Source organism: Psychrobacillus sp. NPDC096389, assembly GCF_044762855.1.
In the GTDB taxonomy this organism is placed as follows: Bacteria; Bacillota; Bacilli; order Bacillales_A; family Planococcaceae; genus Psychrobacillus.
Map to the genome: position 1 here is coordinate 143888 of NZ_JBIWFB010000006.1, position 25984 is coordinate 169871.

At 36.9% G+C, this 25984-nt stretch carries 27 protein-coding genes and 2 riboswitches; of the genes, 14 read left to right on the plus strand and 13 right to left on the minus strand.

The genetic code is table 11. The features are described from left to right. Positions 1-28: 28 nt before the first annotated feature. Together ACIQ38_RS15635 and ACIQ38_RS15640 are read right to left on the minus strand one after the other, a co-directional pair. Positions 29-667, minus strand: a complete 639-nt coding sequence (locus ACIQ38_RS15635) for a PspA/IM30 family protein (RefSeq protein ID WP_402824905.1) — start codon at positions 665-667, stop codon at positions 29-31. 12 nt (positions 668-679) lie between these two features. After that, positions 680-1033, minus strand: a complete 354-nt coding sequence (locus ACIQ38_RS15640; protein WP_402824908.1) for a lmo0954 family membrane protein — start codon at positions 1031-1033, stop codon at positions 680-682. Between the two features lie 157 nt (positions 1034-1190). On the opposite strand from ACIQ38_RS15640, the gene ACIQ38_RS15645 reads away from it, so the two are divergent. The 6 genes from ACIQ38_RS15645 (at position 1191) to ACIQ38_RS15670 (ending at position 7915) form a co-directional block, all read left to right on the plus strand. Then, a complete protein-coding gene (locus ACIQ38_RS15645; protein ID WP_402824911.1) occupies positions 1191-2279 on the plus strand; it encodes a metallophosphoesterase in 1089 nt (362 codons plus the stop codon). Next, positions 2279-2881: a DedA family protein gene (locus ACIQ38_RS15650; protein ID WP_402824914.1), complete on the plus strand. Its 603-nt coding sequence runs from the start codon at positions 2279-2281 to the stop codon at positions 2879-2881. The genes ACIQ38_RS15645 and ACIQ38_RS15650 overlap by 1 nt, the downstream gene beginning before the upstream one ends. 9 nt (positions 2882-2890) lie before the next feature. Continuing rightward, a complete protein-coding gene (locus ACIQ38_RS15655; protein WP_402824917.1) occupies positions 2891-3718 on the plus strand; it encodes an undecaprenyl-diphosphate phosphatase in 828 nt (275 codons plus the stop codon). A 150-nt stretch (positions 3719-3868) separates the two neighbouring features. Then, positions 3869-4046, plus strand: a riboswitch (cobalamin riboswitch). 197 nt (positions 4047-4243) lie between these two features. Then, on the plus strand, positions 4244-6469 hold the full coding sequence (locus ACIQ38_RS15660) for a ribonucleoside-diphosphate reductase subunit alpha (protein ID WP_402824920.1): 2226 nt from the start codon (positions 4244-4246) through the stop codon (positions 6467-6469). After that, the gene (locus tag ACIQ38_RS15665) at positions 6469-6912 is read left to right on the plus strand and encodes a flavodoxin (RefSeq protein ID WP_402824923.1); all 444 of its coding nucleotides are present in this window, start codon (positions 6469-6471) and stop codon (positions 6910-6912) included. Before ACIQ38_RS15660 ends, ACIQ38_RS15665 begins: the two co-directional genes overlap by 1 nt. Continuing rightward, the gene (locus ACIQ38_RS15670; RefSeq protein WP_402824926.1) at positions 6884-7915 is read left to right on the plus strand and encodes a ribonucleotide-diphosphate reductase subunit beta; all 1032 of its coding nucleotides are present in this window, start codon (positions 6884-6886) and stop codon (positions 7913-7915) included. The genes ACIQ38_RS15665 and ACIQ38_RS15670 overlap by 29 nt, the downstream gene beginning before the upstream one ends. Positions 7916-8196: 281 nt before the next feature. On the opposite strand, the gene ACIQ38_RS15675 is transcribed toward ACIQ38_RS15670, so the two are convergent. Then, positions 8197-9102 carry an ABC transporter ATP-binding protein gene (locus tag ACIQ38_RS15675; protein ID WP_402824929.1) on the minus strand — a complete coding sequence of 302 codons (906 nt, stop codon included), beginning with the start codon at positions 9100-9102 and terminating at the stop codon, positions 8197-8199. Beyond that, positions 9102-9791: a hypothetical protein gene (locus tag ACIQ38_RS15680; protein WP_402824932.1), complete on the minus strand. Its 690-nt coding sequence runs from the start codon at positions 9789-9791 to the stop codon at positions 9102-9104. The genes ACIQ38_RS15675 and ACIQ38_RS15680 overlap by 1 nt, the downstream gene beginning before the upstream one ends. A 92-nt stretch (positions 9792-9883) precedes the next feature. On the opposite strand from ACIQ38_RS15680, the gene ACIQ38_RS15685 reads away from it, so the two are divergent. Further along, positions 9884-10024, plus strand: a complete 141-nt coding sequence (locus ACIQ38_RS15685; RefSeq protein ID WP_402824935.1) for a hypothetical protein — start codon at positions 9884-9886, stop codon at positions 10022-10024. Between the two features lie 153 nt (positions 10025-10177). Further along, positions 10178-10387 (plus strand): hypothetical protein, encoded by a 210-nt coding sequence (locus ACIQ38_RS15690; RefSeq protein WP_402824938.1) that lies wholly within the window; start codon positions 10178-10180, stop codon positions 10385-10387. Positions 10388-10625: 238 nt separating this feature from the next. Here ACIQ38_RS15690 and ACIQ38_RS15695 read toward each other — a convergent pair whose 3' ends face one another. Together ACIQ38_RS15695 and ACIQ38_RS15700 are read right to left on the minus strand one after the other, a co-directional pair. Then, positions 10626-12311: a sensor histidine kinase gene (locus tag ACIQ38_RS15695; RefSeq protein WP_402824941.1), complete on the minus strand. Its 1686-nt coding sequence runs from the start codon at positions 12309-12311 to the stop codon at positions 10626-10628. 1 nt (position 12312) lies between these two features. Continuing rightward, positions 12313-13017 (minus strand): response regulator transcription factor, encoded by a 705-nt coding sequence (locus ACIQ38_RS15700; RefSeq protein ID WP_402824944.1) that lies wholly within the window; start codon positions 13015-13017, stop codon positions 12313-12315. Between the two features lie 114 nt (positions 13018-13131). Between ACIQ38_RS15700 and ACIQ38_RS15705 the strand changes: the two genes are divergently transcribed. Next, the gene (locus tag ACIQ38_RS15705) at positions 13132-14334 is read left to right on the plus strand and encodes a DUF418 domain-containing protein (RefSeq protein WP_402824947.1); all 1203 of its coding nucleotides are present in this window, start codon (positions 13132-13134) and stop codon (positions 14332-14334) included. Positions 14335-14371: 37 nt separating this feature from the next. Here the strand turns inward: ACIQ38_RS15705 and ACIQ38_RS15710 are convergent, their stop codons facing one another. From ACIQ38_RS15710 to ACIQ38_RS15735, 6 genes are all read right to left on the minus strand, one after another. Next, positions 14372-14740, minus strand: a complete 369-nt coding sequence (locus tag ACIQ38_RS15710; RefSeq protein WP_402824950.1) for a VOC family protein — start codon at positions 14738-14740, stop codon at positions 14372-14374. Between the two features lie 300 nt (positions 14741-15040). After that, positions 15041-15541 carry a DUF1697 domain-containing protein gene (locus ACIQ38_RS15715; protein ID WP_402824953.1) on the minus strand — a complete coding sequence of 167 codons (501 nt, stop codon included), beginning with the start codon at positions 15539-15541 and terminating at the stop codon, positions 15041-15043. 36 nt (positions 15542-15577) lie between these two features. Next, the gene (locus ACIQ38_RS15720; protein ID WP_402824956.1) at positions 15578-16333 is read right to left on the minus strand and encodes an energy-coupling factor transporter transmembrane component T family protein; all 756 of its coding nucleotides are present in this window, start codon (positions 16331-16333) and stop codon (positions 15578-15580) included. Next, positions 16314-17684, minus strand: coding sequence for an ABC transporter ATP-binding protein (locus ACIQ38_RS15725; protein ID WP_402824959.1), 1371 nt, complete (start codon positions 17682-17684; stop codon positions 16314-16316). Before ACIQ38_RS15725 ends, ACIQ38_RS15720 begins: the two co-directional genes overlap by 20 nt. Beyond that, complete coding sequence (locus tag ACIQ38_RS15730) at positions 17677-18255, minus strand: ECF transporter S component (RefSeq protein ID WP_402825221.1); 579 nt, start codon at positions 18253-18255, stop codon at positions 17677-17679. Before ACIQ38_RS15730 ends, ACIQ38_RS15725 begins: the two co-directional genes overlap by 8 nt. A gap of 4 nt (positions 18256-18259) precedes the next feature. Beyond that, positions 18260-18841 (minus strand): YkoF family thiamine/hydroxymethylpyrimidine-binding protein, encoded by a 582-nt coding sequence (locus ACIQ38_RS15735; protein WP_402824962.1) that lies wholly within the window; start codon positions 18839-18841, stop codon positions 18260-18262. An 81-nt stretch (positions 18842-18922) separates the two neighbouring features. Continuing rightward, positions 18923-19028, minus strand: a riboswitch (TPP riboswitch). 87 nt (positions 19029-19115) lie between these two features. On the opposite strand from ACIQ38_RS15735, the gene ACIQ38_RS15740 reads away from it, so the two are divergent. The 4 genes from ACIQ38_RS15740 to ACIQ38_RS15755 all read left to right on the plus strand — a co-directional run bounded on the left by ACIQ38_RS15740 (position 19116) and on the right by ACIQ38_RS15755 (position 23631). Next, positions 19116-20111, plus strand: coding sequence for a 2-hydroxyacid dehydrogenase (locus ACIQ38_RS15740; RefSeq protein WP_402825224.1), 996 nt, complete (start codon positions 19116-19118; stop codon positions 20109-20111). 401 nt (positions 20112-20512) lie between these two features. Next, positions 20513-21508: an ABC transporter substrate-binding protein gene (locus ACIQ38_RS15745; protein WP_402824965.1), complete on the plus strand. Its 996-nt coding sequence runs from the start codon at positions 20513-20515 to the stop codon at positions 21506-21508. Between the two features lie 75 nt (positions 21509-21583). Then, on the plus strand, positions 21584-22444 hold the full coding sequence (locus ACIQ38_RS15750; RefSeq protein WP_402824968.1) for an ABC transporter permease: 861 nt from the start codon (positions 21584-21586) through the stop codon (positions 22442-22444). Further along, positions 22441-23631, plus strand: coding sequence for a quaternary amine ABC transporter ATP-binding protein (locus tag ACIQ38_RS15755; protein WP_402824971.1), 1191 nt, complete (start codon positions 22441-22443; stop codon positions 23629-23631). The genes ACIQ38_RS15750 and ACIQ38_RS15755 overlap by 4 nt, the downstream gene beginning before the upstream one ends. An 830-nt stretch (positions 23632-24461) precedes the next feature. Here the strand turns inward: ACIQ38_RS15755 and ACIQ38_RS15760 are convergent. After that, entirely contained in the window at positions 24462-25064 is a 603-nt protein-coding gene (locus ACIQ38_RS15760; protein ID WP_402824974.1) for a TetR/AcrR family transcriptional regulator, read from the minus strand. Between the two features lie 160 nt (positions 25065-25224). Here ACIQ38_RS15760 and ACIQ38_RS15765 point away from each other — a divergent pair, with 160 nt between their 5' ends. Next, a complete protein-coding gene (locus ACIQ38_RS15765) occupies positions 25225-25983 on the plus strand; it encodes an SDR family oxidoreductase (protein WP_402824977.1) in 759 nt (252 codons plus the stop codon). Position 25984 lies beyond the last annotated feature (1 nt).

Below are 25984 nucleotides of genomic sequence, written 5' to 3' on the forward strand. Positions count from 1 at the left end.
TGCTTCCCCTCTATTCATTATCTATAGTTTACACAATTTCCTGCTTTGTTTGTGCGTTTTTTTCTAACATTACTAAACGTTGCTCCATAGAAGTCACTTCATGTTCTTTTTCAATCTTTTGTCCTAGGCGTTCAATATAATGTTCCATCTCTTGAAATGTACCGAAGTTTTTCTCTTTTTGTTCCGGTTGTAGTACACGATCCATTTGGTGATGTGCACGTGTAACATTTTCTTTGCCCATTAATTGTAATTGGCGAACTTTCATATCTTTTATTTTGTGCTTCATCTCTTCGTACTTGCGTTCCAAACCGAAAAGTTCTTCCGTTGTTTGTAAAATACTATTTTTTAGTACAGCGGTTCTTTCGCTATAAGCATCTACTTCTGCTTGTGCAAATGCAACTAAATCTTCTTCCCCGCTAGCAGTAGCAAGTTCTACTTGACGCGTGCGTTTTTCTACCATTTCCGTAGTTTCTTCCAGTTCTTTTTCCAGTTGTTGTTTTAATTGGCCTTGGCGTTCTAACCATTTACCAGTTTGCTCTGTTTGTTTTTCTGCCTCACGAATGTATTGGTTTAACATTGCGATCGGGTTTTTTTCTTCCTTTTTGTCGAATAGCTTGTGTAAATCTGCCTCTACTGAATACTTGAATCGATTCCATAATGATGTCATGTTTTTTCCTCCTTATTTTGAAAGTTCGTTCCATTGTTTTTCGAAATTGACAAATGGATCATCTGATTTTACTGATGGTTTGGAAAAGCTTACAGATTCGTTATTCCATTTTTTAACTACATACCAGACACCTACGATTGCCAAAATTCCGAAGAAACCAGGTACGTTCACTACTGCTGAGATTAATCCTAGAATACCAACGCTTGCCCAAAAGATTTTCAAAAAGGTAGATTCACTTTTTAAGTAGAAGTGCATCCCCGCAAATACGATTAACGCCGACACTCCTAATCCTAATAGGGAACCTAAGTTAGCAAGAGCTACGATTCCTGCAGTAATACCAAGTACTAATAAACCAAATTTTTTCATGTGAGTGTTCCTCCTCTCGTTTGTAGTTATAGCTTACCAATTTCACGAACTTCTCCAAACGGGCTTTGAATTGATTTTCGTATCGGTCTAGAGGCTTAGTGATCGTAAGACGGAATCTGCTATACTAATGAAAAATACATAAAATGGAGAGCAGAAAATGAAGAAAATAGGCGCTATTGTACTAGCTATTGTTGTGTATACGGCTATTGTGTTTTATTTTGGTTGGTGTGTTTTCACATGGTTGGATGTATTTCTACCAGTGAATAAGGTATTTTTCTCGATTGTATGGACACTTGTTGGATATGCCTTATTTATCGCAAGAATCGACCATCGATTACGGTTATTTCATATAGTAGGCTCTTACTGGATGATTATTATGCAATATGGGATAATTCTTTTTCCAATAGCAACTATTTGTACGTGGATTTTCCCGTCACAACTAGCAGTTATTGGTGCAATCGTTTGTTTATTGTTTATCATCAGTATTACGGTCGGTTCTTACAATGCCTATACGCCAGTTATTCGGGAGTTAACGATTAGATTGCCAAAAAAGGATGCTAAACTAGATGAGTTAAAAGTAGTAGTTGCTTCTGATTTCCATCTTGGTTTATTATCCAATAAGGCGCATTTACAACGTTTTGTGAAAAAATCGAATGAACAACAACCAGATGTCGTATTATTAGTAGGGGACTTGGTGGATGACGATCCGATTTGGTTTGTAAAAAAAGGGATGTCCCAAGTGATGAAACAACTTACTTCTACGTATGGTAATTACGGAGTACTTGGAAATCACGAATACTATGGAAAGAAAATTCCCTTACTAGTAGAGGAGATGGAAGCGTCTAATGTGCAAATGCTATTAGATGAAACTATTTTAGTGGCGGATTCGTTCTATTTAACTGGTAGGGAAGACTTGACGAATAAAGGAAGAAAGCAGCTTTCAGAGCTAGTTCCACTTAAACGAGATCTTCCTTGGTTTGTGATGGATCATACGCCTTCGAATTTATTCATACCAGAAAAAGAAGGGGTGGATTTTCATGTGTCTGGACATACACATCGTGGACAAATGTGGCCAAACCATCTTTTTACACGGAAATTATTTGAACTCGATTATGGATATATGCAAAAAGGGAGTTTGCATGCACTTGTATCATCCGGTTTTGGTTTTTGGGGACCACCAATTCGATTAGGAAGTCAATCAGAATTTTGGATAGTAAACATTAAGTTAGAGGACGTGGGAGTATAATGGAAGCGTGGATTGCAGACTGGATGAACCAGTTTGGATACCTGGGTGTATTTTTACTAATATTAGTAGAAAATATTTTCCCACCAATTCCTTCAGAAGTAATTTTAACGCTTGGAGGATTTATGACGACAACAACATTGATGACCAAGTTTGGCATAATTGTTGCGTCGACTGCTGGTTCGGTTATTGGAGCAGCTATTTTATATTGGATCGGTACACTGTTAGATGTAGAGCGCTTAGAGAAAATAGTGCAGAAGTATGGGAAGATTTTACGACTAACGATTAAAGATATTCATAAGGCAGATGCTTGGTTCGACAAATACGGAGTGTGGGCGGTATTTTTCGGAAGATTAGTTCCGCTTGTTAGAAGTTTGATATCAATTCCCGCTGGTATGTCGAATATGAAGTTTAGCCTGTTTCTATTGTTCACGACGCTAGGAACACTTATATGGAATACGGTTTTAGTTTCAGTTGGAGCAGCTGTCGGGGAGAATTGGGATGAAATTGTTGGGTATATGGATATTTACTCTAATATTGTGTATGCAATTTTAGCAGTTGTAGGTATCGCATTTATTGTTTGGTATTTTAAAAAACGTGACTAAGGAGATCTTATGGAATTTCTAGAATTATTAAGAGCATTAATATTAGGGTTTGTTGAAGGTATGACAGAGTTTGCACCTGTTTCATCTACAGGTCATATGATTATTGTGGATGACATGTGGCTAAAAACAGAAGAGTTTTTAGGTATGTATTCAGCAAATACATTTAAGATCGTTGTACAATTGGGATCGATTTTAGCGGTAGTCGTAGTTATGTGGAAACGATTATTTAGTTTAGTAGGATTGTATAAAATAGATAGCGAGCAATCGAGTAAACAGTTCAATTTATTACATGTAATTGTTGGAATGCTCCCTGCTGTTATTTTAGGATTCGCACTTAAAGATTTTATTGATGATAATTTGTTTGGTGTAAAGACAGTTATTTTTAGCCTTATAGCTGGGTCTATTTTAATGATTGTTGCGGATAAGTTTGGACCGAAAAAACCGAAAATCGTTAGTTTGGACCAAATTACATATGCCCAAGCATTTAAAGTGGGATTGGTTCAATGTCTATCATTATGGCCAGGATTCTCTCGTTCAGGTGCAACGATTTCTGGTGGTGTATTGTTCGGAATGAGCCATAAAACCGCAGCAGATTTTACTTTCATCATGGCTGTGCCAATTATGGCCGGGGCAAGTTTAGTGTCTGTTATGAAGAATTGGGAACATATTAATATGAATGATATGGGCTTTTATGCAGTAGGTTTTATTAGTGCATTTGTATTTGCTTTAATTTCGATCAAATTTTTCTTAAAATTAATTTCGCGAATTAAATTAATGCCATTTGCTATATACCGTTTGGTGTTAGCGGCAGTGTTAGCAATTATCGTTTTTATGTAATGAAAAGAGGTGGACATTTTACGGATGTCCATCTTTTTATTTGGTCAAATAACTGTTAAAATGATTCTTTGGATGCAATTGATTCTTTCCACTGTACAAGTCTAAACACAATATGTTAGGCTATATTAGAAAATAAAACACAACATATAGTATTTTGACGATAATTAGGTACCTTTATGGTTTAAAAGGGAATTCGGTGCAATACCGAAGCTGTCCCCGCAACTGTAAGTGTCGACAACTGTTGAATTAACCACTGCGAGCGATCGTGGGAAGGACAGCAGAAGGATGAAACACGAGCCAGTAGACCTGCCTTTTTTATCGTATGAAGCAACACTTTCTTCGGGGGTTGAGAGGTGGAGGCGAAGGACCTTTTTAATCATTTTAAAGAATTGGTTCTATTGTTTCCTACTTTTAAATTTTGAGCGATGACTCAGCCGAAGAGGCTTGAGACATCGCTTTTTTGTGTCTCCAAAATTTGACGACTACATATCTACTCATTGACCAAATAACTAAGGAGGAATTTATATGACAACGATATCAAACACTACAAAACAAGAACTATTACACCAACTAATAAATGAATTTGGAGAAACGAACATTGCTCCATTAGTGAAAGTACATGAGAAATGGATAGCAAAACATCCAGAAGGAACGACATCTGCATGGGCGAAATCGATGTCGCTAGAAGCACTAAGCTTTCTAGACGAACAAGAGCCATACTGGACATTTGTTGCAGCCCGCATTCATTTAGCAGACGTATATGAAAAGGTAGCTCAAATAAGAGGCACTTCAGCAGATAGAGTTTACAGTAAGTTTGCAAGCAATGTACAATTGCTAGTTTCTAAGGGACTTTATGACAAACGCATTACAGAAGCTTATTCACCCGAAGAACTACAACAATTAGCCGAAATAATTGTTCCAAACCGCGATAATTTATTCACTTATATTGGCTTAAAAACATTGCTAGATCGCTATGTCGCAAAAGACTTCGATAATTCCATCGTGGAACTTCCGCAAGAGCGTTGGATGATGATTGCAATGACATTAATGAAAGATGAGCAAGAATCTCGTCTTGCGAAAATACAAGAATCATATTGGGCAATGAGCAATTTGTATATGACTGTAGCAACCCCAACACTTTCAAATGCAGGAAAGCCGCACGGACAACTTTCTAGTTGCTTCATCGACACAGTAGACGACAGTTTGCAAGGAATATATGACAGCAACACAGATGTGGCAACACTGTCCAAATTCGGTGGTGGGATTGGTGTGTATATGGGGAAAGTACGTAGCCGTGGTTCTTCGATTCGAGGATTTGTAGGGGCATCCAGTGGTGTACTTCCTTGGATTAAACAATTAAATAACACAGCAGTGAGTGTAGATCAGCTTGGTCAGCGTCAAGGAGCGGTTGCTGTTTACTTAGATGTTTGGCATAAAGATATTTTCACATTTTTAGATTTACGTTTAAACAATGGAGATGACCGTCTTCGTGCGCACGATATTTTCACAGGTGTTTGCTTACCGGATTTATTTATGGAAAAGGTAGATGCACGGGAAGAATGGCATTTATTTGACCCACATGAAGTACGTCAGTTAAAAGGTTATTCATTGGAAGACTTCTATGATGAAAAACGCGGGGAAGGTTCATTCCGCCAAAAGTACGAGGAATGCGTGAATGACAGTCGTCTATCTCGTGAAACGGTTCCTGCAATCGACTTGATGAAACGTATTATGCGCTCTCAACTAGAAACCGGTGTACCGTTCATGTTTTATCGTGATGAAGTGAATCGAAGCAATCCGAACAAGCATGCAGGTATGGTGTATAGCAGTAATTTATGTACGGAGATTTTCCAAAACCAAAGTGCTACTACATTTGAATCCATTCAATTAGAAGATGATATCATCGTAACTCGCCGGAAATCAGGAGATTTTGTCGTATGTAATTTATCTTCTATTAATCTAGGACGAGCTGTTCCTGCCAATGTTTTGGAACGCTTAATCAACATCCAAGTACGCATGCTCGATAATGTAATTGATTTGAATATGATTCCTGTTCCGCAAGCGGAGCGCACGAATGCTAGATATCGTGGAATTGGGCTTGGAACATTTGGTTGGCATCATTTATTAGCATTAAATAGCATTCGCTGGGAATCAGATGAAGCAGTGGAGTTTGCAGATAAATTATATGAAAGAATTGCCTTCTTAACGATTCAAGCTTCAGGTGAGCTGGCCAAAGAAAAAGGGGCTTATCCTTTGTTTGAAGGATCGGATTGGCAAACGGGAACTTATTTTGAAAAACGTGCTTACGAAAGTGAAGAGTGGAATGAACTACGCGAAGATATAGCTACTAATGGAATCCGTAACGGCTATTTAATGGCAGTTGCACCGAACTCATCGACATCTATTCTAGCTGGAAGCACAGCAAGTATTGATCCGATTTTCCAAAAATTCTATTCGGAAGAGAAAAAGGATTATAAAATTCCAGTAACAGTGCCAGATTTGAATTCAGAGACAACATGGTTTTATAAATCAGCTTATTTCATCGATCAACATTGGACATTAAAACAAAATGCTGCGCGTCAACGCCATATCGACCAAGGTGTTTCGCTAAACTTATACGTGCAAAATACGATTAAAGCAAAAGAACTACTAGATTTACACTTAGATGCTTGGAAAAGCGGCCTTAAAACAACCTATTATGTACGCTCGACTTCTGTTGAATTAGTCGATTGTGACTCTTGCTCAAGCTGATGAACGCAATTATATGCTATTTAAGCTATAGCGGAAACACGGAGGAAGTAGCGGAGTTAATAAAGGATCAGCTTGTGGCAAGTGGATATGTTGTGGATTTGTATATGATAGGTTTCGGCGTAGTGCCGGACCTATCCACATACGATCAGCTATTTTTTGGCACATTCACTTGGGATAAAGGTAGCACACCAGAAGAAATGAAAGATTTTGTCCGCGAAATTGGCTATAAACCGGAAAATGTATATGTATTTGGTTCTGGGGATACCCAATTTGGTGGAGATGAATTATTTTGCGGAGCTGTTGATAAGTTAAGAAAATTTTATAACAGTACATATGAAGGATTAAAAATAGAGCAATCTCCAAGAGGAAGCCAAGAGAAAATAGTAACTAACTGGATAGAAGGAGTTTTAGAACATGGAAAAAGCAAAAACATTAGACCCTAGAAATCCTAATAAATCTACAGGAATTTTTAACGGTAAATCGAGTGGGATATTAAATTGGAACGATATTGCTTATCCACATTGGTATAAAATATATAAGCGATTACTCGGAAATTACTGGCAAGCAGACGAAGTAAATATGTCGAGTGATGTAAAACAATTTCCAAATTTAACGAAGTCAGAGCAAGATGCATATTTAAAAGTTATCGGTTTACTTGCAACGCTTGACGCACCACAAACAAGGACGGCATTATTACTCTCGTTATATGCAACGGATCCTTCCGTTCAGTCTATTATGGCTGTAATCGCACAGCAAGAAGCGGTTCATAATGAAAGTTACTCATACGTTTTATCATCCGTTGTTTCACTAGACCAGCAAAATAAATCATTTGAATTTGGAAGAACAGATGAAATATTGTTGAAACGAAATGAAAATATTATTAAATACTATAATGAATTTGTGGAAAACCCTACAACTGAAAATATAGTCAAAACATTAACGTACACGACATTATTAGAAGGTTTGTTTTTCTATTCTGGTTTCGCATATTTCTATAACTTAGCTCGTTACAATAAGATGGTTGGTACATCAACCATGATTAGCTATATTAACCGCGATGAACTGGAGCATGGCCGCTTTATCTCCGAATTGTTCAGAGCTACACTATCGGAAAATCCAGAGCTTAATAACGAAGAACTAATTGGATGGGTTTATGACCAATTCAAAGAATCGGTCGAGCACGAAATCGAATGGTCTAATTATGTGTTAAAAGATATCGAAGGAATCGATTTAGATGATATGGAAGGTTACATCAAATATCGAGCAAATAAAATGCTGCGTCTACTAGGACTGAACGAAATTTACCCGGAATACGTAGAAAATCCAATGAAATGGATTCGTGCATACGCCGACAATATAGATGGCACGAAAACAGATTTCTTTGAACAAAAATCACGTCAATATGTTAAAGTAAATGCGATTGATAATGGTTTTGATGATTTGTAATACAAATAAGCGCTCGATCAGTTATGGAAATCTGATTGAGCGCTTATTTCAGTGTGTATTAATATTTCAATTAATGTCTCCATTATTGGTATTCGTTGAAGTTAAGAGCTTTATTATATTTACACTGAAGGTAACCACGACAATTATTCGAATGACAAACCAAAAATATTCTATCAACTCGACTGATGGTTGAAATAGTTTTGGTGTTTGAGTGTATAGTAAATAACACATGAAAATAATCATTATAAGGTAAATGAAAAAGCTTAGAATTTTTTTCACTTTTATAGTTCTCCTTTATGGGTTTTCAAAAATATATCTTCAAGTGATGGTTGGTTAATTGCAATGTGGTAAACTGTTAATCCATTATGGACTAAGAATCGAACGACATCTCCAATTCGTTGTTCATTATCCGTCCTAAATGTTAACTTTTGACCTTCGAGAACAATGGAACCTATAAGTTGTTCGATTGCATGTATTAAGATTGTTGCATCATCTGATACTTTCATTGTTACTTCCATTTGCGATGAATGTTTCTTTTGTAAAGAATGGAGTGTTCCTTCATCCTCGATGACTCCATTTTGCATAATGGCAATGGTCGAACAAATCTTTTCTACTTCTGTCAAGTTGTGTGACGTCATGAAAATTGTCACACCTTTGTTATTTAAGTTTTGTAGTAGTCGTTGAATTTGAATGGATGATTCAGCATCTATGCCGGAAGTTGGTTCGTCAAGAAATAATAGCTTTGGCTTATGAACAATAGCTTGTGCGATTCCAAGCTTCTTTTTCATACCAAATGAAAATTTGCCTACTTTGCCGTTCGCATGTTCAAGGAGTCCGACTTGTTCAAGAGCTAAATCAACATCGTCTTTTGCCAGCTTATATCCTATGATAGAAGAAAAATAAGATAGATGCTGACGTGCTGTCAAATAATCATAGAATGATGAGTAATCTGGAAGCACTCCAATTTGAGACAAAACTTCATCCTGATTGGAGGATCCGAGTAGCTCGACCTGACCTTCAGTAGGATGGATGATACCTGTCATCATATTAATGAAAGTTGACTTCCCCGCTCCGTTTCTCCCTAAAAATCCATAAAGCTCTCCCTCACCAACTGTTAAATCGATCCGTTTGACAACTTGTCGATTCCCATACTGTTTTGTTAAATTGATGGTTTTTATGGCATTCATCACAAATCCCTCCTTTTAAAGAGAAAAACTGAAACAATAAAAAGTAAAGCGGCCATTCCAAAGTTCACAAGGAAAAGATATGATTCTACGGAAATGTAATAATAAGGAGAAAAGAATTTAAACCATTTAATCGCCCAAAAAGAACTGAAGATTGACCAAACGCTAATGGCTGGATAAACAATCCCGATTAATACTCCTAAAAACATGGAAAGCATTGGTCTACTGATAAGTAGGGAAAGTACGAGTGCCATTCCAATGAAAACCGATACGACAGATAATGTTTCAAAAAACACTTTAGCGTCAAAAGACTGAGTAAATACAAAGATTAAACCAAACGAAGCTATAACAATGCTCAACCAAAACATTGAAACTCCAATGAATTTCCCAAGAACAATGTATGATCTTTTCGTTTTCGTCACAATGAAACGCATCATCCGTCCTGAAATCTCCCGATTAAAGACATCGTGAGATAGCGAAAATACAAATAATGGACCGAACGATAGGAGGGCAAAGGAAATTCCTACTGAATACATGGCATCTGTATCAGTAGGGACGTCGATAAGCAAACCTTGAAATTTTTCAGTTAGCTGGATTCCTCCATAAGTTACGCCAAGTAAAAAAAGAATAACTAAGATTGATTTGATACTTTTCAGCAGCTGTAAGTATTCGTGTTTACTAATTGATAGCATGTGATTCCACCTCTCTATTTAGTAGTATAGTAGAGAGAACTTATATCCAACTTAACCAAATCTTAAATGTATCTTAAATCTTGGAGATACATATGAAACAAGCACGTATTCCCGTTGTAGGCGATGAACAATCAATAGCAGACAAGGTTGAAATCATATTTAACAAAGAAGGATTTATGCATGTTGATGTTTGCTATTGTGCAACAGAAGCGAAAAATTATATTTCGCAGTGACTTTAAGTAAAGAGGAAACTTACTAAATATCTTCTTAACTATGGGTGCTTTAGTTAAAGTTCATTAGTTGCTTAGACAGCTCTCTTTTCTTCCTGGAATAACGGACCAGTATAGTATGACAATCAGAAAACAGTTTTTTATGGGGTGGAAATAGTGAATAAAAGACATTTTAAATCTTGGTTCTTATTTATGATCGTTATAATAATAACGGTACTTGCAAAAAGTGTATGGAAAAACAAAGTGGTTTATTGGGAAGAAATTGTTATTGTAATTATAGCTGGTTTATTAGGTGGAATTATAGGGCTAGCCGGGATAGCAATAATAAGGATTTCTAAGAAGTTATTGAAAAAACGGAGATTTTAGCAGAACAGAACTATTGGGAGTTAGTCTTAAGTTTTCTTTAACTAATGGAGTGCTAAACAGATATCAAAATACAATGAGCTTGGAGATACATTACCAAGCTCATTTTTATGGGCATTTTTTCACAAAAAATAAGTAATCTTGATAGTCATTTGAATTAACCCTTTTGTAATTTATACAGTCATCATATTACAAAAATGGTGAGTTATTTAAAACAACCATTAAATTTTACATAGCCTTATTAATTTGTATTTGCGTTATTGGACGGTAAAGTAATCGTCACATTCGTTCCATTTCCATCGGATTCTACAAAGATATTTCCATCATGCGCTTCCACAAGTTGTTTTGCTATAGCAAGTCCAAGCCCGGTACCCGAAGTTTCCGTAGTTGTATTGGTCCCACGATAGTAGCGATTAAACAGATTTTCCAGTTCCTCTTTTGGAATACCCTTTCCCTCATCCTGAATAGTTAACTGAACGATACCTTCTTTTTGTTGTACTTTTAAAATTACTTTTGTTCCTTCAGGTGTATGTTTAATTGCATTACCCACTAGATTATCAAGCACTCGTTCAAATAATTTCGGATCAATAGAGACTTGTGAACTTATACTTCCTTGAGGTTTTTGTAAATCCTTCCAAACGACAACGTTACTCACATACATTTCTACAAACTCTAATAGGTTCACATCTACTTTATTTAGGGTAATGGCATTGTTTTTTAATTGATAAGTATAAGTCAAATCTTCTATTAATGCATTCATATAGGTTGATTTTTCTTGCATTGTTTTTGCGAAGCCTTTTATTTCTGTATCCGACCAATCATATTCATCAGAAGCAATCATAGTTGAGTAGCCAAAAATCGAACTAAGTGGCGTTTTTAAATCATGGGATAAACCAGTGATCCAGTCCTCCCGTAACTTTTCGGTCTGTTTAATTTTTCGCTCGTTAGCTTCTAAAGTATGGGCTAATTCGGAGAGAGACTGATCGATATTTTCATATACACGGTATTTACGCTTAAGACGACCTGTTTTAAGATTTCGTAATTTCCGATCATCTAAAGGTTTATAGTCTTGCTTTGCTAACTTTTCAATTCGTTTAAGGAAGTATAATACGGGACGACCAAAGCGTGTTCCAATCCAAAAAGAAAATAATATAGTGAAGAAAAAAAGAATAAGATGAAATAAAAGAAGACCTATACCAAACTTTTTTAAGCCATCTATTAGTGCAGGTTCGAAAGGGTTGTAGTTTGAATTATTGACTCTGACAACAGCAACCGTTCCATTTTCTAATAACCCAGCAGCAACAACTTCTTTTCTTTCAGAGTAATTATGAGTACTAGCTAGTATTTCAATTCCACTAAGTGCTTTTTTGGATGGTCCAAAAACAATTTGTTCTCGCCTTCCTTCAGGCGAATAGATTTCAAAAGTAGCATCAGCTTCGTTTAGTTTCTTTTTTATGTCATCCGACAAATATTCGTAATTCCCTTGAACAATGAGAGAAAGTAACTGTGTTGCAGGATGTTTTTCAATAAACACAATAAACAAGCCCTTACCCTGGTCCCAAACGAATGCCTCTTTCGTTTTTGTCATGTTTACAAACTCAGCAATGGTGTAGCTTTGGCAACAATCACTGTTATTTTCTGAACTAGCAAGAACTTTGCCGTTTTTATTGACTAATTGAATAAGTCCGTTGTTTTCACGCGCCGAATCTATTAAATCTTGAGATAAATGATAAGTGCCATTCGAATCCTTTTTAAAATCTGACTCAAGCTCAAATGCATCTAATTTACGAATATCTGTATAGCTATTACTATCCATTGCATCATAAACAAAATACGCAATCAACCCAATCGAAACAACTAGTAATACAGTATAAAAGACAAAAAAATAAGCCAAAAAACGAGTGGTCATTTTTGTGGACAAGCCCATTTTATTGCTCCTCACTTATGAGTTTATAACCAATACCACGGATAGTTAACAGAAGTTGAGGATTCCCGGGGTGCACTTCTATTTTTTCACGAAGTTTTCGAATATGAACCATTATCGTGTTATCATCTATAAAATGCTCTTCGCCCCAAACATGAGCATAAATTTGTTCCTTTGATAGAACTTGTCCTGGATGTTCGCAAAAAAGTTGAAGTAAATGAAAAAGTTTTCCTGTTAAAATTGTTGTATTTCCAGCAACAGTTAGTTCGGCTGCAGAGATATCCAATTGGAAACGACCGAAGTCAAACACTTGCCTTAATATAGGGGGGCGAGAGGAAGATTTATATCGTTTCATCTGTACTTTCACTCGAGCAGCAAGTTCCATTGGATTAAAAGGTTTTGTAATATAATCATCTGCCCCATACATAAAACCACGAAGTTTATCGGCATCGTTAGCCTTAGCGGTTAAGAAGAAAATTGGAGCATCGGAATTGGTGCGTACATTTTTTGCCAAATCAAGACCAGTACCATCAGGTAGCATAATATCGAAAATAAAAAGATCATAGTTACTTTGCGCTATAAGTGTTTCAGCAGATTGATAATTGGTGCACACATCTATCTGGTTAAAGCCTTCTTTTCTTAAAATAATATCTACCATGTCTCCGATTGCTTGTTCGTCATCCACAACTAAAATTTTCGTATCTAACAACAATATCCACTCCAAAATTTAAGATTTATTTAAGGTATGTTTCATGCTGGTATAAGCTTCCTATTTTATACTAACAAATGAGCGATACGAAATTCTAGGAGGGTTTTAGTAAAAATGGAAAGAGTGAGATTAATAGATGGCTTAAGAGGCTTCAGTCTGTTCGGTATACTACTTGCGAACATGCTTATTTTTCAATATGGAATGTTTGGAAAAGATGAAATCTCTTACTTCTCTTTGTCCGATTTGGATACGGGTGCGAACAAATTTATAAAAGTAGTGGTAGAAGGTAGTTTTATGCCGATTTTTACATTTTTATTTGGATATTCACTTATCAAATTAGTGGAATCTTTAAGGAAAAAAGAAGTTAGGGTGAGATGGCATTTAGTTAGACGGTTTATCTTCCTTATAATCATTGGTATTTTACATGGAACGTTTTTGTGGGAAGGAGACATTTTAGCTTTTTATGGATTTATGGGATTCTTTTTATTAATGTTTATAAACAGAAAGAAAAAGACCTTGGTTATTTGGGGAATTGTTCTATTTGTATTAACAAGTGCAATGGGCTATGGCGTATTGGAAGAAACAAAGGAAGAAGTAGAGAATTTATCTTCTTATATCTTTAAGACAAATGACGTGTATACAAATGGCACGTATACAGAAATAATGGATCATCGTAATAATGAGATGCCTCCTATATATAGTGATGAACTCGTTCTATTTTTCATTTTAATTTTTTCTCCAATTCTAACTGCTCCACTATTTTTATTTGGAATGGCAGCGGCAAAAGCTAATTTGTTTACTAGACCTAGTTTGGAACAAAAAAGGTATAAAATAGGAACTATACTATTACCTATGGGACTTGTGTTAAAAGGTGTTAGTATTCTACTACAAGAAAATGCTTGGTCTGGGATTTTATTAAATGTTGGAGCCCAGTTCCTATCGATTGGATATATATCGCTATTTGCGCTTCTATTTGTTTCATTCGCCCATTCAAAGGTATTTCTTGCGTTCGAAAGTGTTGGAAAGCTTTCTCTTACGAACTATATCATGCAAAGTGTTGTATGTACGACCATTTTTTATGGCTATGGTTTAGGATTGTTCGGGAACCTTGGAATGTTAAACGGTATCATTTTAGGCCTTCTAATTTTTTTATTACAATGTATTTGTAGTTCACTATATTTGAAAAAAATACGACGAGGTCCACTGGAGTTATTATTGAGGATTGGTACAAATTTTTCTTGGAACGGTACAGTGAGAAAGAGAAAAACAAAATATAAAAAACTAAAGAAAATAGATTTTGAAAACACCTTGGGTTAATTTGGACCAAGGTGTTTTTCCAGCTGGATATTCCGATTTAAGTCCACTCTAATATCTCAATTCGATTACCAAATGGATCATTTAAATATATTCGATTTGCCCCCGGTAAATCGGTATCAACGATGTAACTAACTTCGTTTTCAGTTAAATGTGTTTTCAGCGCTTCTAAGTTTTCTATTTGAAAAGCTGGATGTGCTTTTTTAGCGGGTGCAAATGGTTCTTCAATGCCGATATGAATTTGATAATTTGCAAATGTGAACCAAACGCCGCCTTTTTTTCTTAATGTTTCTGGCTTTTCGATTTCTTGAAAACCTAGTATTTCACCAAAAAACTGTCTTGCAAGTGCCTCGGAACCTTTAGGAGCTGCTAATTGAACATGATCGATTGATTTAAAAATAAATGACATGATAAATCCCCCTTGTTTTGTTCTAGCTTAAGCGTAACCTAAAATGGGTCATTTGGAAATTTTATTATAATTATAGATTGGCATAAATAAAACTGATGGGCAGGTGCATTTCTAGTTTTATAATGCTTTTAATTTCCAGTACCTGTAGCTTTCTTTTACATTAAAAGGTAAAGGGCAACTAATGGTGCTGCAAGAGCAACCAATTAAGAAGCGTAAGCAACTAAATCTAGACTGAAAGCAACCAATTCAACATTGAAAGCAACTAAAAAAATCTCCACCTCTAAACAAGGTGGAAACCATCTACATTTTCAACACTATTTTATTCACCGTATTCCGATTCCGTGCAGTAGACGCCATACCAAGCTTTCTTTCAAAAAAAGCATTCGTAAACTTCGTCTGATGATAGTTTTTCGACAAGCTAATGATGACATTTCGACCATTCCAAACAACAAATTCATCATCTACTAAACTATCTAATAATGCTTGCTGCTCATCTGAAATGTCCTGTGCTAAAAACATGACATACACTTGATCCTTTAAAAAAATCGGATGCTGTTGAATCTCTTCTAATTCTTCTTTCGAACGAACGGTAACTGGAATGTCAAAGCCATATGTTTCGCGAAGCGTATGCTCAAGATGCAGAACATCATAAACAGCATTGTCAAAAACGACATTTCCAGTTTGTATATACGTTCGTACATTTTCATAACCTATCTCTTCAAACAGAGCCTTCAAAGATTTCATATCAACCTTATTTTTAGCACCCAGATTGATCCCACGAAGTAACGCAACAAAAGACATACTTCTCACCCCTTAGTTAATATATCTACTTCTATATTAACTAAGCCATAGTCTATTCGTACAGCTTAAAACTAACACGAACAAAAACAAAATTACCAACACGACATCTACTTTCCCGATGGAGATTATTCGAAAATAACTACTTCTCCGTTCGCCAGTAAAGCCCCTTGCTTCCATTGCAAAAGCAGCACGTTCGGCTTTCCTTACAGCACCTGCAAGCATAGGAATCAACACAAGCCTGACACCAAACAATCGCTGCAACACATTTTTTTCTTCGCCAGCTCCTCTTAGTCGATGGGCTTGCCCGATTTGTATGAATTCATCTTTCAATACGGGCAAAAACTGATAACCGACCATCACACCATATGCAATTTTAGGAGACAGCTTTAATTGCTGCATTAAACTTAAAATGAATGTTACAGGATTCGTTGTCAAAGCAAATAATAAAGATAAGCTAGAAAATGCTAAAACACGAAAACTCAACGAAAGCGCATATTCCAACTGTACTTCTGTAATATGCAAATTCCAGAGAGACCACACAATAGGTCCTGACCTGTCTTCCGCAAAAACAAGCGTCGTCCAAAAGTAACCGAAAGCCGTCACAAAAAATGGCAGCATAAACAATAACCATTTTTTCCAGCTAATTCGACTAAAGAAAACTTGCAACACTAACACACTAATCCAAAATACAAATGGCGTCCAAGGATCAAAGAAGAAAGCCATCGTAAACATACAAACGGTAATCGCCAAAAACTTCACAGAAGGATTCATTCTATGCAAAGCATTTTTCACGAAGCATCACCTCTTTAGGAGGGAGCAAATGATGGTCCGACAACAATTGTGCATCACTCCACACAATTTCCGCTTCAAATTTCCCAGTCAAATGTCCATCATTCATTAATAAAAGCGAATCCGCCAAACAGTAAGCAAATTCCATATCATGTGTAACAATTAAAAACGTTGTACCTTCCCGTGCTCGCTCATCAATCAATTGAAATAGCTCCGATAAAGCTTTTGCATCCTGCCCAGAAGTCGGCTCATCCATTAAAATAACTTCTCGACCGTCCGAAAGCATGGCAGCAATCGCCACTCGCCGCTTTTGTCCATGACTTACCGCAAAAGGATGGGAATCTGCAATAGGGAGTAGCTGCAATCTAGCAATCATTTCTTCTGTATTGTTTCCACCGCCAAATCCGACTTCATCGCGGACATTTTTAGTGAGGAATAAAAACTCAGGGGACTGAGGAACATATCCTAACAACTTAGGTTCTACAGTCCCACTAAAAGGAACTAGCTGGCATAATGCTTTCAACAAAGTCGATTTCCCACTACCATTTGGACCGGCAAGTATAGCAATCTCTCCCTGATTTATCGAAAAAGTAGTTTCTTGCAAAAAAGATTTAGTTTGCACTTTACTAGCAACTAACGATGTGTTTGAAAGTTTACTGCTTTTCCTTTTTTTAAAAGCAGGAGTTACTTCCTTTTTATTCAATGAAATACTTCTTTCAAAAAAATCTCCCCATAAATCGAGGCGATGCTCAATAGCAACTATTGTTATCACGCGTTTTTGTTGTAATTCATCTAACCACTCCACATATTTTTTAGCAGTAAATGGGTCTAAATGAGAGAGTGGTTCATCTAATAACAAAACTTCCGGTTCCATAATAAGTGCACATGCAGTAGCAATTTGCTGTTTTTGGCCGCCGGAAAGTTTTTGGATAACAGCATATCGAAACTCTGATAAATTAGTGAGGTCTAGCACTTCACGAATCCTTTTTTCCATTTCCTCTCGCTTCACATGTAAGTTTTCCAATGTAAAGGCAAGCTCTTCTTCGACAGTTTGCATACAAAACTGAGCATCGGGATCTTGAAAAACGGTTGCAACTCGATGATTTATTTCCCCGGGAATAAAAGATAGGCTATCTTTCCCAAAAAGTTTTATCGAGCCACTCATCACACCATCGCAATTATCTGGATACAATCGATTGCATAAATAGAGTAAAGTAGTTTTTCCGCACCCACTTGGACCAGTAATAACTACTCGTTCGCCGCGCTTCACGGTAAACGAAAGATCTTCCAATATCCAGTTTTCCTCATCTGGATAACGAAAACTCACTTTGTCAAAACGAATAACGTCATGCACGTGCCTCACCTTTTCTCGAACGGGCTATCGCATATCCACGGAGGGAACCAGTTGCTAATAATCCATCTGCCACTGCTTTTCCTCCTATACCAGCAATCATCGCACCACTTGCTATACGAATTCCTAGCATTAACGCTACATAGCCCGTGCTATATACAGCAAATCCACCTAAAAAGTATCCATACACAAAACTAAATACAGAAGATCCAACACCCGCTAACATCAATACCCATAGATCAAATCGTTTATAGCGAGTCGCTGCAAATACTGCTTCTGCTCCTAAACCCTGAATAACTCCTGAAAGTATAAGGCGTGGTCCAACTGCATTTCCTAGTAAAACTTCAATGGCAGCAGCAATTGTTTCTGAAACTACTGCAGCACCTGGCTTACGAATAATGTACATACAAATAATTGAAACGATAAACCAAATCCCAAAAATCCATTCATAGGCAATCGGACCGATAAATCCTGACCAAATATTGCCGACATGTACAAACAATAAATACACAATTCCAAACACGACTGCAAATAAAGACATCAATACAATCTCTTTTAACTTCCAAGATTTCAACATATTATTGACCTCCATGCGAAGGACTATTAATACTCATCGAAACTGTCATGACTAAATGTTTATGTTCTTCAGAACGAGCATGTGTAAATGTCTCCTCATAAAAAGCAAAGACATCATGAATATCTCCGTGAATCCCGCTTGCATAATGCATGGATTCATTGAAAACTCCACGCTCTTTAGCGCGATCAACTTCTCGGTAAATGACATCCATATAATTCGGATTATTCATCGGGTATAAAGCAAATTGAGAAGAGACGTATTGCTTGGTCGTATCCGTATTGGCAACGTCATCTCTTTTATCTAAATATGCATCTCCTGCAGTATCCCCAGGACAACCAGCAGAAAAAGTTCCTGATAAAGCAACATGTACACCAGTTTTAGCAGCGTGAAGCGTTAATGCTTTTGCAACATTAAATACATGCACTTGTTTCCCACGAATGACCGTCGACACATCATCTGTATGCATCCACACATTCGACGTGTCTGTTTCCTGAAGTGCTCCTTTAATCACTGAAATAAAATCGTTGGTCATCGGATGTAGCGAAAAACGAAATCCGACGATAGGGCTTAAACCGCATTGCATAATAAAAAAACCTCCCGATAAATTTTCATAAAAAAAGACCACATCCGTGAAGATGCAGCCACTTATCCAATATGAAAAATTCGGAAAGTCACCGCACTTCCCCACGCAGGTATTATCCTGATCGAGTTATAAGGGATCGGAGCAAATGCTCGCATCTCAGCCATAATGGGCACCCCTAGTGCGAAAAACGGTATGTAGTTTTTTAAATGTGCCCCCAGTATACCTTATGAAAATAGTAAAGTAAATATAGTTGAAAAATTTAACTAACTCGTCCATGCTTAAATTATTAAGATCTTTGGAGGTAAAAGGTTTGAAAAAATTATTTATAACTCGAAAATTACCAGATGAAATAGTAAATCCATTAAAAGAAAAATTCGACGTACAAATGTGGCATAGCGAAGAAATTCAAATGACATATGAGGAACTAAAAGCAGAAGCAAAAGATGCACACGCACTTTGGACAATGCTTTCAGATAAAGTAGACAGAGAACTGATGGAAAGTCTGCCAAATTTAAAAGTAGTTAGTAACTTAGCGGTTGGCTACAATAATATTGATGTGGAAGCGGCAAAAGAGCGTGGGATCGTCGTTACAAATACACCAGGAGTTCTAACCGAAACGACTGCGGATCTGACATTTGCATTACTTTTGGCAACTGCTCGACGCGTTACAGAAGCAGAGCGTGATCTTCGTGATGGAAAGTGGAAATCATGGACGCCAATGGGGCTCACGGGGATGGATGTTTTTGGTGCAACGATTGGAATTGTTGGCATGGGACGCATTGGTGAAGCAGTAGCAAGACGTGCTAATGGGTTTGACATGAAAGTTCTATACCATAATCGCACTCGCAAAATTGAGGCGGAAGAAGAATTTGGTTTTTCGTATGTAGAACTAGACACACTTCTACAAGAATCGGATTTTGTCGTTCTACTAACTCCATTAACACCTGAAACGAGAGGGTTGATTGGGGAACGCGAGCTAGGGCTGATGAAAGAAACTGCAGCAATTATTAACGTAGCTCGTGGTGGAATTATTGACGAGAAAGCACTTTACGAAGCGCTAACAACGGATAAAATCTGGGCTGCTGGACTTGATGTGTTCGAAGTAGAACCTGTGCCAATGGATCATCCATTACTTACCTTACCAAATGTAACAGTACTACCTCATATAGGAAGTGCAAGTATTCGTACGCGAATGGCTATGATGCAGTTGAATGCCCAAGCTATTGAAGCCGTATTAGAAGGACAAGAACCGGAAAATCGAGTAGTTTAATGAGTAGGCAGTTTGGAATCAACAAGAATTTGATTCCAGGCTGTCTATTTTATCGTTTATAGAAGCATTCTATATAATTTCTACTAAAGCATCTAAAGGCCTAAAGAAAATGAATGATATAGCATAATAAATCCCACTAAAAACGTTCTATATAACTAAAAAACTAATTCTAATTATTCATAATAATTAAATTTAATTTCACTTTTCAGGCTATTCAATTTGCAATGAGTCTTCAAGTCTAGTAACATAAACAGTTATAAATTAGACGTTCCAGTAAATTGGTAATATTGGAGGGTAATAATTTATAAGTTTTGTGTGTTTAAACTTATGTATTTAGGGTAATGAAAGGAGGATAGAGCAATGCGTCTAATTTAAAATAGAGAGAATAGGGGTAAAATTTTATGAGAAAATTGATGTTGTTCATTTCACTCTGCGCAATTTTAGTTCTAGCCGCGTGTAGTGAAGAAGTAAGTACAGATAGTATTAAGACGATTAAGTTTGCCGATGCAGGGTGGGATAGTATTCGTGTCCATAATAGCATTGCGCAGTTAATCGTAGAAGAAGGTTATGGCTATGAGACAGAGGTTACAAGTGGAACAACTGCTACTACAATGCAGGCACTTGAACAAGGAGACATTAATGTCTACATGGAAATCTGGTCAGATAATATTAAAGAAGTTTATGAAAAAGCAATAGATAGCGGGAATATCATTAAAGTAGCGACAAATTATAATGATAACTCACAAGGATTATATGTTCCAACTTACGTGATAGAAGGAGATGCAGAACGAGGTATTGAGCCTGTTGCACCAGATTTAAAAACGGTTCAAGACTTAGAGAAGTATCCAGAGATTTTCCAAGATCCCGAAGATAAAAGCAAAGGACGTATTGTCGGAGCACCATCTAGTTGGGTAGTAAGTGAACACTTGGAGACGAAACTTGAAACATATGGCCTTGACGAGCAATATAACTATTTAGCCCCCGGTTCTGACTCAGCGATCGTTGCAGATTTAGCTGGAGCCTACAAAAAAGGAGAACCATGGGTAGGATATTATTGGTCACCAACATGGGTTACAGCAAGCTATGATTTAACTTTACTTGAAGATAATCCTTATGACGAAGCAGTTTGGAAAGAGTCAAAAGGAACTGAATTCCCTCCGAACGACGTAGTCATTGCCGTTCATAAAAACTTACCAACACAAGCAAAAGATGTAGTTGATTTTTTAAGTAAATATTCCACAAGTAATGCATTAACAGAAGAAGCACTGGATTATATGAATGAAAATGAAGCAAATCCGGAAGAAGCCGCACAGTGGTGGATGAAAGAACATGAAGATATTTGGACAACTTGGGTGTCTGAAGAAGTTGCCGAAAAAGTAAAAGCAGCTTTGAAATAAAAATTCATGATCAAAGTAGTTTAACCAAGAAAAGTGAGGTGAATGCGGCTGTTCTATTGATACAGTTCGCTATTTATGACGGAATTTCCTAATGTTCGAATACCAATTGGAGATGGTGTAGAAAAGTTTATTGACTTTTTAGCATTACATTTAGATGCATTTTTTGATTTCATTTTTGTTATTTCCTCTACGTTAATCAAGGGGCTAGAGACAGGACTTCTAGCTATTCCTTGGTGGTTATTTATCCTTATCATCTTTTTATTAGGATGGTATTTTACTAACTTGTATGGGGGACTTCTTTTTTCCCTTTTCATTTTCCTAATCGGTACATTTGATCTGTGGCCGGAAACGATGACCACTATTTCGATTGTATTAATCTCCGTAGTATTATCTCTAGTAATCGGAATTCCTCTAGGTATTGGGATGGCATTTAGTAAAATAATGTCGACTATTATGCGACCGATACTCGATGCAATGCAGACGATGCCAAGTTTTGTTTATTTAATTCCTGTTATATTCTTCTTCCCATTAGGGAATGTGCCCGCAGTTATTGCGACAATTATTTACGCATTGCCTCCGGTTATCCGATTGACCGAACTAGGAATTCGTAATGTAGATGAGGAAGTAGTCGAATCTGCACAATCTTTCGGTTCATCAACGAGCCAAATGCTTATGAAAGTACAATTACCACAAGCATTGCCTACCATTATGGCCGGTATTAACCAAACAACAATGATGGCACTGGCTATGGCAGTTGTCGGGTCGATGGTTGGTGCGCAAGGTCTCGGAGAAAGAGTACTGTATGCGATAAATCGGATTGATATTTCCCTTGGTTTTGAAGCAGGCATAAGTATCGTTTTCTTAGCGATTATTATTGACCGAATTAGCGGAGGAATTGCAAAGCGCCTTCAGAAACATAGGAGGGAAGCAGCATGACGGTAAAGTTGAAACTAGAAAACGTATCAAAAATCTTCGGTCCGAGACCTAAAAAAATTATACCAATGGTTGAAAATGGCGTGGCTAAAGAAGAAATTCTCGCCAAAACGGGACATACAGTAGGTGTTTATAATGCTTCTATGGAAATTATGGAAGGCGAAACATTCGTTATTATGGGGCTTTCGGGAAGCGGAAAATCTACCTTAATACGCTGTTTAAATTTATTGAATCGTCCCACATCAGGTGCCATTTATGTCGATGGGGAAAATGTTGTAGATTACAATAAAAACCAACTGAAATATTATCGACAGAAAAAAATTGCGATGGTATTCCAACACTTCGGGCTGTTTAGCCATCGAACCGTTCTTGAAAATATCGAATATGGGCTTGAAGTACGAGGCATGTCTAAAGCAGAACGCCAAGCAATTGCACAAAAACATTTAGAAACGGTAGGTCTAAAAGGGTATGAAAACCAATATCCAGATGAGCTTTCAGGAGGGATGCGCCAGCGTGTAGGTATTGCCAGGGCGTTAGCAAATGATCCCGACATTTTGCTTATGGATGAACCTTTCAGTGCACTCGACCCGCTCATCCGACGAGAAATGCAGCTTGAGCTATTAGATATACAAAACCGATTGCAAAAAACAATTATTTTCATCACCCATGATGTCAACGAAGCATTTAAAATAGGAGATCGTGTAGCAGTGATGAAAAACGGGAAAGTAGAGCAAATCGGTACGCCCGAAGAAATTTTAGATAAACCAGCAAGTAACTATATTTCGGAGTTTATCCGGGATATTGATCGTTCTAAAATATTGCAAGCGGAACATATTATGACAAAACCTTATGGCCTAGTATCATTGAAAGATGGTTTAAATGTGGCTACTCAAGTAATGCGTGAGAACGGAATATCCAGTGCATTTGTAACCGATCGTAAACGCCAAATACAAGGAATTGTTACAATTGACCAAGCGATTGATGGGCTGAAACAAAAAAAGACGTTACAAGAAGTAATGTCAACAGAAGTAAAAACTGTTCGACCGGATGAATATGTGCAAGATATTATTCCTTATGTACTCGATTCCAAATATCCAATTGTCGTTACCGATGAAGAGTTAACGATTAAAGGAATAATATTACGAGTGCATGTATTAGCTAGTTTGATAAGCGATAATCTAGAAGAATAAAAAGAAACTCCCGAATCTCTCTTTTGAGCTATCAATTCGGGAGTTTTTCTATGCTTATGAAATTATCAAATTCTATACATGTGAATAACTTTTTTACTTGTAACACAATTATGTAATGTCGTTTTTTCGACAGAACGTAGTATAGGGCATAATGCGTAGTAGAGAGTTCTATTAGGTGACCGCTGTGATTTTCGCTGCAGGACGGACGCTTTCCGTGGGGTGAGTGATGAGCCTTCACCGCCGCGCCTAGGCGCGTACGTTGTGAAGTCTCATCTTACTCACTTAATCCCTTCGGAGTCGCCGCCCTGCAACGCAAATCAATGGAAAATACTCACTTAGCAGTGTCCGATATTAACAAAAAGTAGTTGAACGAGACAATATACACTGCGAACGCGACAATAAGACAGCTGAACACGACAAACTAGTATAGCAGATGCCGGCTAGGCGAGTTCAGGGGGCTTTTAGGCACATTATTCCTATAATTGCCTAAATCAACGTCGTCTCAATCCAAGTAAAGAGCTATTGTAAGAAATTAGTTGCTTTCAATGGCTTTTTAGTTGCTCTCATGCTGATTTTAATTGCTTTCATACTAAAATTAGTTGCTTTCAACAGCTATTTGATTGCCCTTAGCCATTCTTTGGAATTTTACTCAAAGGTGTGAGACCCTGCAAGCGTGTTAACGACGTAGCGGCTCGTCACTTGCCCAGCGGAAATATAGTGGCTTCCTTAATGAACTTGCTACGACGCATTTTCCCTATTATGTGTGACATCGCATTAATATTATTATCTTCATTTATTATATCTAGGGATGTGTAGGTGCTTTAGCGATTTTATTTGGTAATCCTATAGGTGTTGAGAGAAACATTTGAATGGAGAATAGCTAATAATTGCTCAGCCATATAAGTAGAAGAATAGATAAACTCACTTTGAATCCATTCACTAATCATTCCCCAAATCGCATGTGCTTGGTAACTAGCAATAAGATTGGCATTAATATTATTATGCAATGGATGATTGGTGATATCTTGTAGTACAAGTTTTTTTAATTCATCACAAATTCTTTTTTGTAATTCAAATAATACGTTTGATTTAACTAACAATGAATAAAAATTAGAATGCTTCTCCACATGATCAAATATTTTAATAGTAGAAGAGGACAATTTACTTACAATCAAAACCTCTACACCTTGATAAGGTTCTCTATAAGAATCAATTAAATCCTTAATTACATCATCGATAGCTTCTTCCAATAGCTCTTCTTTGTATTGATAATGCTTATAAAATGTACCCCGATTTAAATCAGCAGTTTGCACAATATCGGTTATGGAAATTTCTTTGAAGTCTTTTTCTTTCATTAAAGAAATAAGCGATTCTTTTAAAGCCGCCTTCGATTTTCTAATTCTTCTATCTTGATAAAAAGATTTAGTAGACATTTTTGACCTCCATTGTATGTTAAGGGACATTAACGGATCCCTTTGCTGATTGAATGGCTTAGTATACATTGATTATACTATACATTGAAAGAACTTATTGTACATCTGTTCAATAGAACTGATAAGTAAATAAGTACAAATAGAAAGGGTGTAGATGAATATGAAACTTCAAGACAAAGTAGCGGTCGTAACAGGAGCAGGGTCAGGGATGGGCAAAGAAATTGCTACCTTATACGGAAAAGAAGGGGCAAAAGTAGTCGTTTCCGATATAAATGAAGCATCTGCAAACTCAACAGTAGAAGAAATTAAAGCAAATGGCGGCGAAGCAATCGCAGTGGTAGCGAATGTTGCTAAAGAAGAGGATATTCAAAATCTTATTGATACGACAGTTAGCAAATATGGAACTGTTGATATTTTAGTAAATAACGCTGGTATAATGGATAATTTTGAAGCAGCTGGTGATATTGAAGACGATAAATGGGAACGAATTTTTGCTGTAAATACAACGAGTGTTATGCGTGCAACACGTAAAGTAATGCCGATTTTCCTAGAAAAACAACAAGGGGTTATTGTGAATGTTGCATCAGCTGGTGGCTTATATGGTGCACGTGCTGGGGCAACATATACAGCTTCTAAACATGCAGTAGTTGGCTTTACGAAAAACACTGGATTTATGTATGCCCCACAAGGAATCAGATGTAACGCGATTGCACCTGGTGGAGTTGAAACAAATATTGGTTCGTCGATGACAAATATTAATACATTTGGTATTGGACGCACACAAGCTGGGCTTGCACTTAATCCACGCACAGGAAAAGCAGAAGAGATTGCAAAAGTTGCATTATTCCTTGCCTCAGATGAGTCTAGTTTTGTAAATGGAACGGTCATAACAGCAGACGCTGGCTGGACAGCATATTAAT

Bases quoted from the DNA above. Each gene is read 5' to 3' on its own strand.
- ACIQ38_RS15635 (WP_402824905.1), bottom strand. From the start codon at position 667: ATGACATCATTATGGAATCGATTCAAGTATTCAGTAGAGGCAGATTTA.
- ACIQ38_RS15640 (WP_402824908.1), bottom strand. From the start codon at position 1,033: ATGAAAAAATTTGGTTTATTAGTACTTGGTATTACTGCAGGAATCGTA.
- ACIQ38_RS15645 (WP_402824911.1), top strand. From the start codon at position 1,191: ATGAAGAAAATAGGCGCTATTGTACTAGCTATTGTTGTGTATACGGCT.
- ACIQ38_RS15650 (WP_402824914.1), top strand. From the start codon at position 2,279: ATGGAAGCGTGGATTGCAGACTGGATGAACCAGTTTGGATACCTGGGT.
- ACIQ38_RS15655 (WP_402824917.1), top strand. From the start codon at position 2,891: ATGGAATTTCTAGAATTATTAAGAGCATTAATATTAGGGTTTGTTGAA.
- ACIQ38_RS15660 (WP_402824920.1), top strand. From the start codon at position 4,244: ATGACAACGATATCAAACACTACAAAACAAGAACTATTACACCAACTA.
- ACIQ38_RS15665 (WP_402824923.1), top strand. From the start codon at position 6,469: ATGAACGCAATTATATGCTATTTAAGCTATAGCGGAAACACGGAGGAA.
- ACIQ38_RS15670 (WP_402824926.1), top strand. From the start codon at position 6,884: ATGGAAAAAGCAAAAACATTAGACCCTAGAAATCCTAATAAATCTACA.
- ACIQ38_RS15675 (WP_402824929.1), bottom strand. From the start codon at position 9,102: ATGAATGCCATAAAAACCATCAATTTAACAAAACAGTATGGGAATCGA.
- ACIQ38_RS15680 (WP_402824932.1), bottom strand. From the start codon at position 9,791: ATGCTATCAATTAGTAAACACGAATACTTACAGCTGCTGAAAAGTATC.
- ACIQ38_RS15685 (WP_402824935.1), top strand. From the start codon at position 9,884: ATGAAACAAGCACGTATTCCCGTTGTAGGCGATGAACAATCAATAGCA.
- ACIQ38_RS15695 (WP_402824941.1), bottom strand. From the start codon at position 12,311: ATGGGCTTGTCCACAAAAATGACCACTCGTTTTTTGGCTTATTTTTTT.
- ACIQ38_RS15705 (WP_402824947.1), top strand. From the start codon at position 13,132: ATGGAAAGAGTGAGATTAATAGATGGCTTAAGAGGCTTCAGTCTGTTC.
- ACIQ38_RS15710 (WP_402824950.1), bottom strand. From the start codon at position 14,740: ATGTCATTTATTTTTAAATCAATCGATCATGTTCAATTAGCAGCTCCT.
- ACIQ38_RS15715 (WP_402824953.1), bottom strand. From the start codon at position 15,541: ATGTCTTTTGTTGCGTTACTTCGTGGGATCAATCTGGGTGCTAAAAAT.
- ACIQ38_RS15735 (WP_402824962.1), bottom strand. From the start codon at position 18,841: ATGCAATGCGGTTTAAGCCCTATCGTCGGATTTCGTTTTTCGCTACAT.
- ACIQ38_RS15740 (WP_402825224.1), top strand. From the start codon at position 19,116: ATGCTTAAATTATTAAGATCTTTGGAGGTAAAAGGTTTGAAAAAATTA.
- ACIQ38_RS15745 (WP_402824965.1), top strand. From the start codon at position 20,513: ATGAGAAAATTGATGTTGTTCATTTCACTCTGCGCAATTTTAGTTCTA.
- ACIQ38_RS15750 (WP_402824968.1), top strand. From the start codon at position 21,584: ATGACGGAATTTCCTAATGTTCGAATACCAATTGGAGATGGTGTAGAA.
- ACIQ38_RS15755 (WP_402824971.1), top strand. From the start codon at position 22,441: ATGACGGTAAAGTTGAAACTAGAAAACGTATCAAAAATCTTCGGTCCG.
- ACIQ38_RS15760 (WP_402824974.1), bottom strand. From the start codon at position 25,064: ATGTCTACTAAATCTTTTTATCAAGATAGAAGAATTAGAAAATCGAAG.
- ACIQ38_RS15765 (WP_402824977.1), top strand. From the start codon at position 25,225: ATGAAACTTCAAGACAAAGTAGCGGTCGTAACAGGAGCAGGGTCAGGG.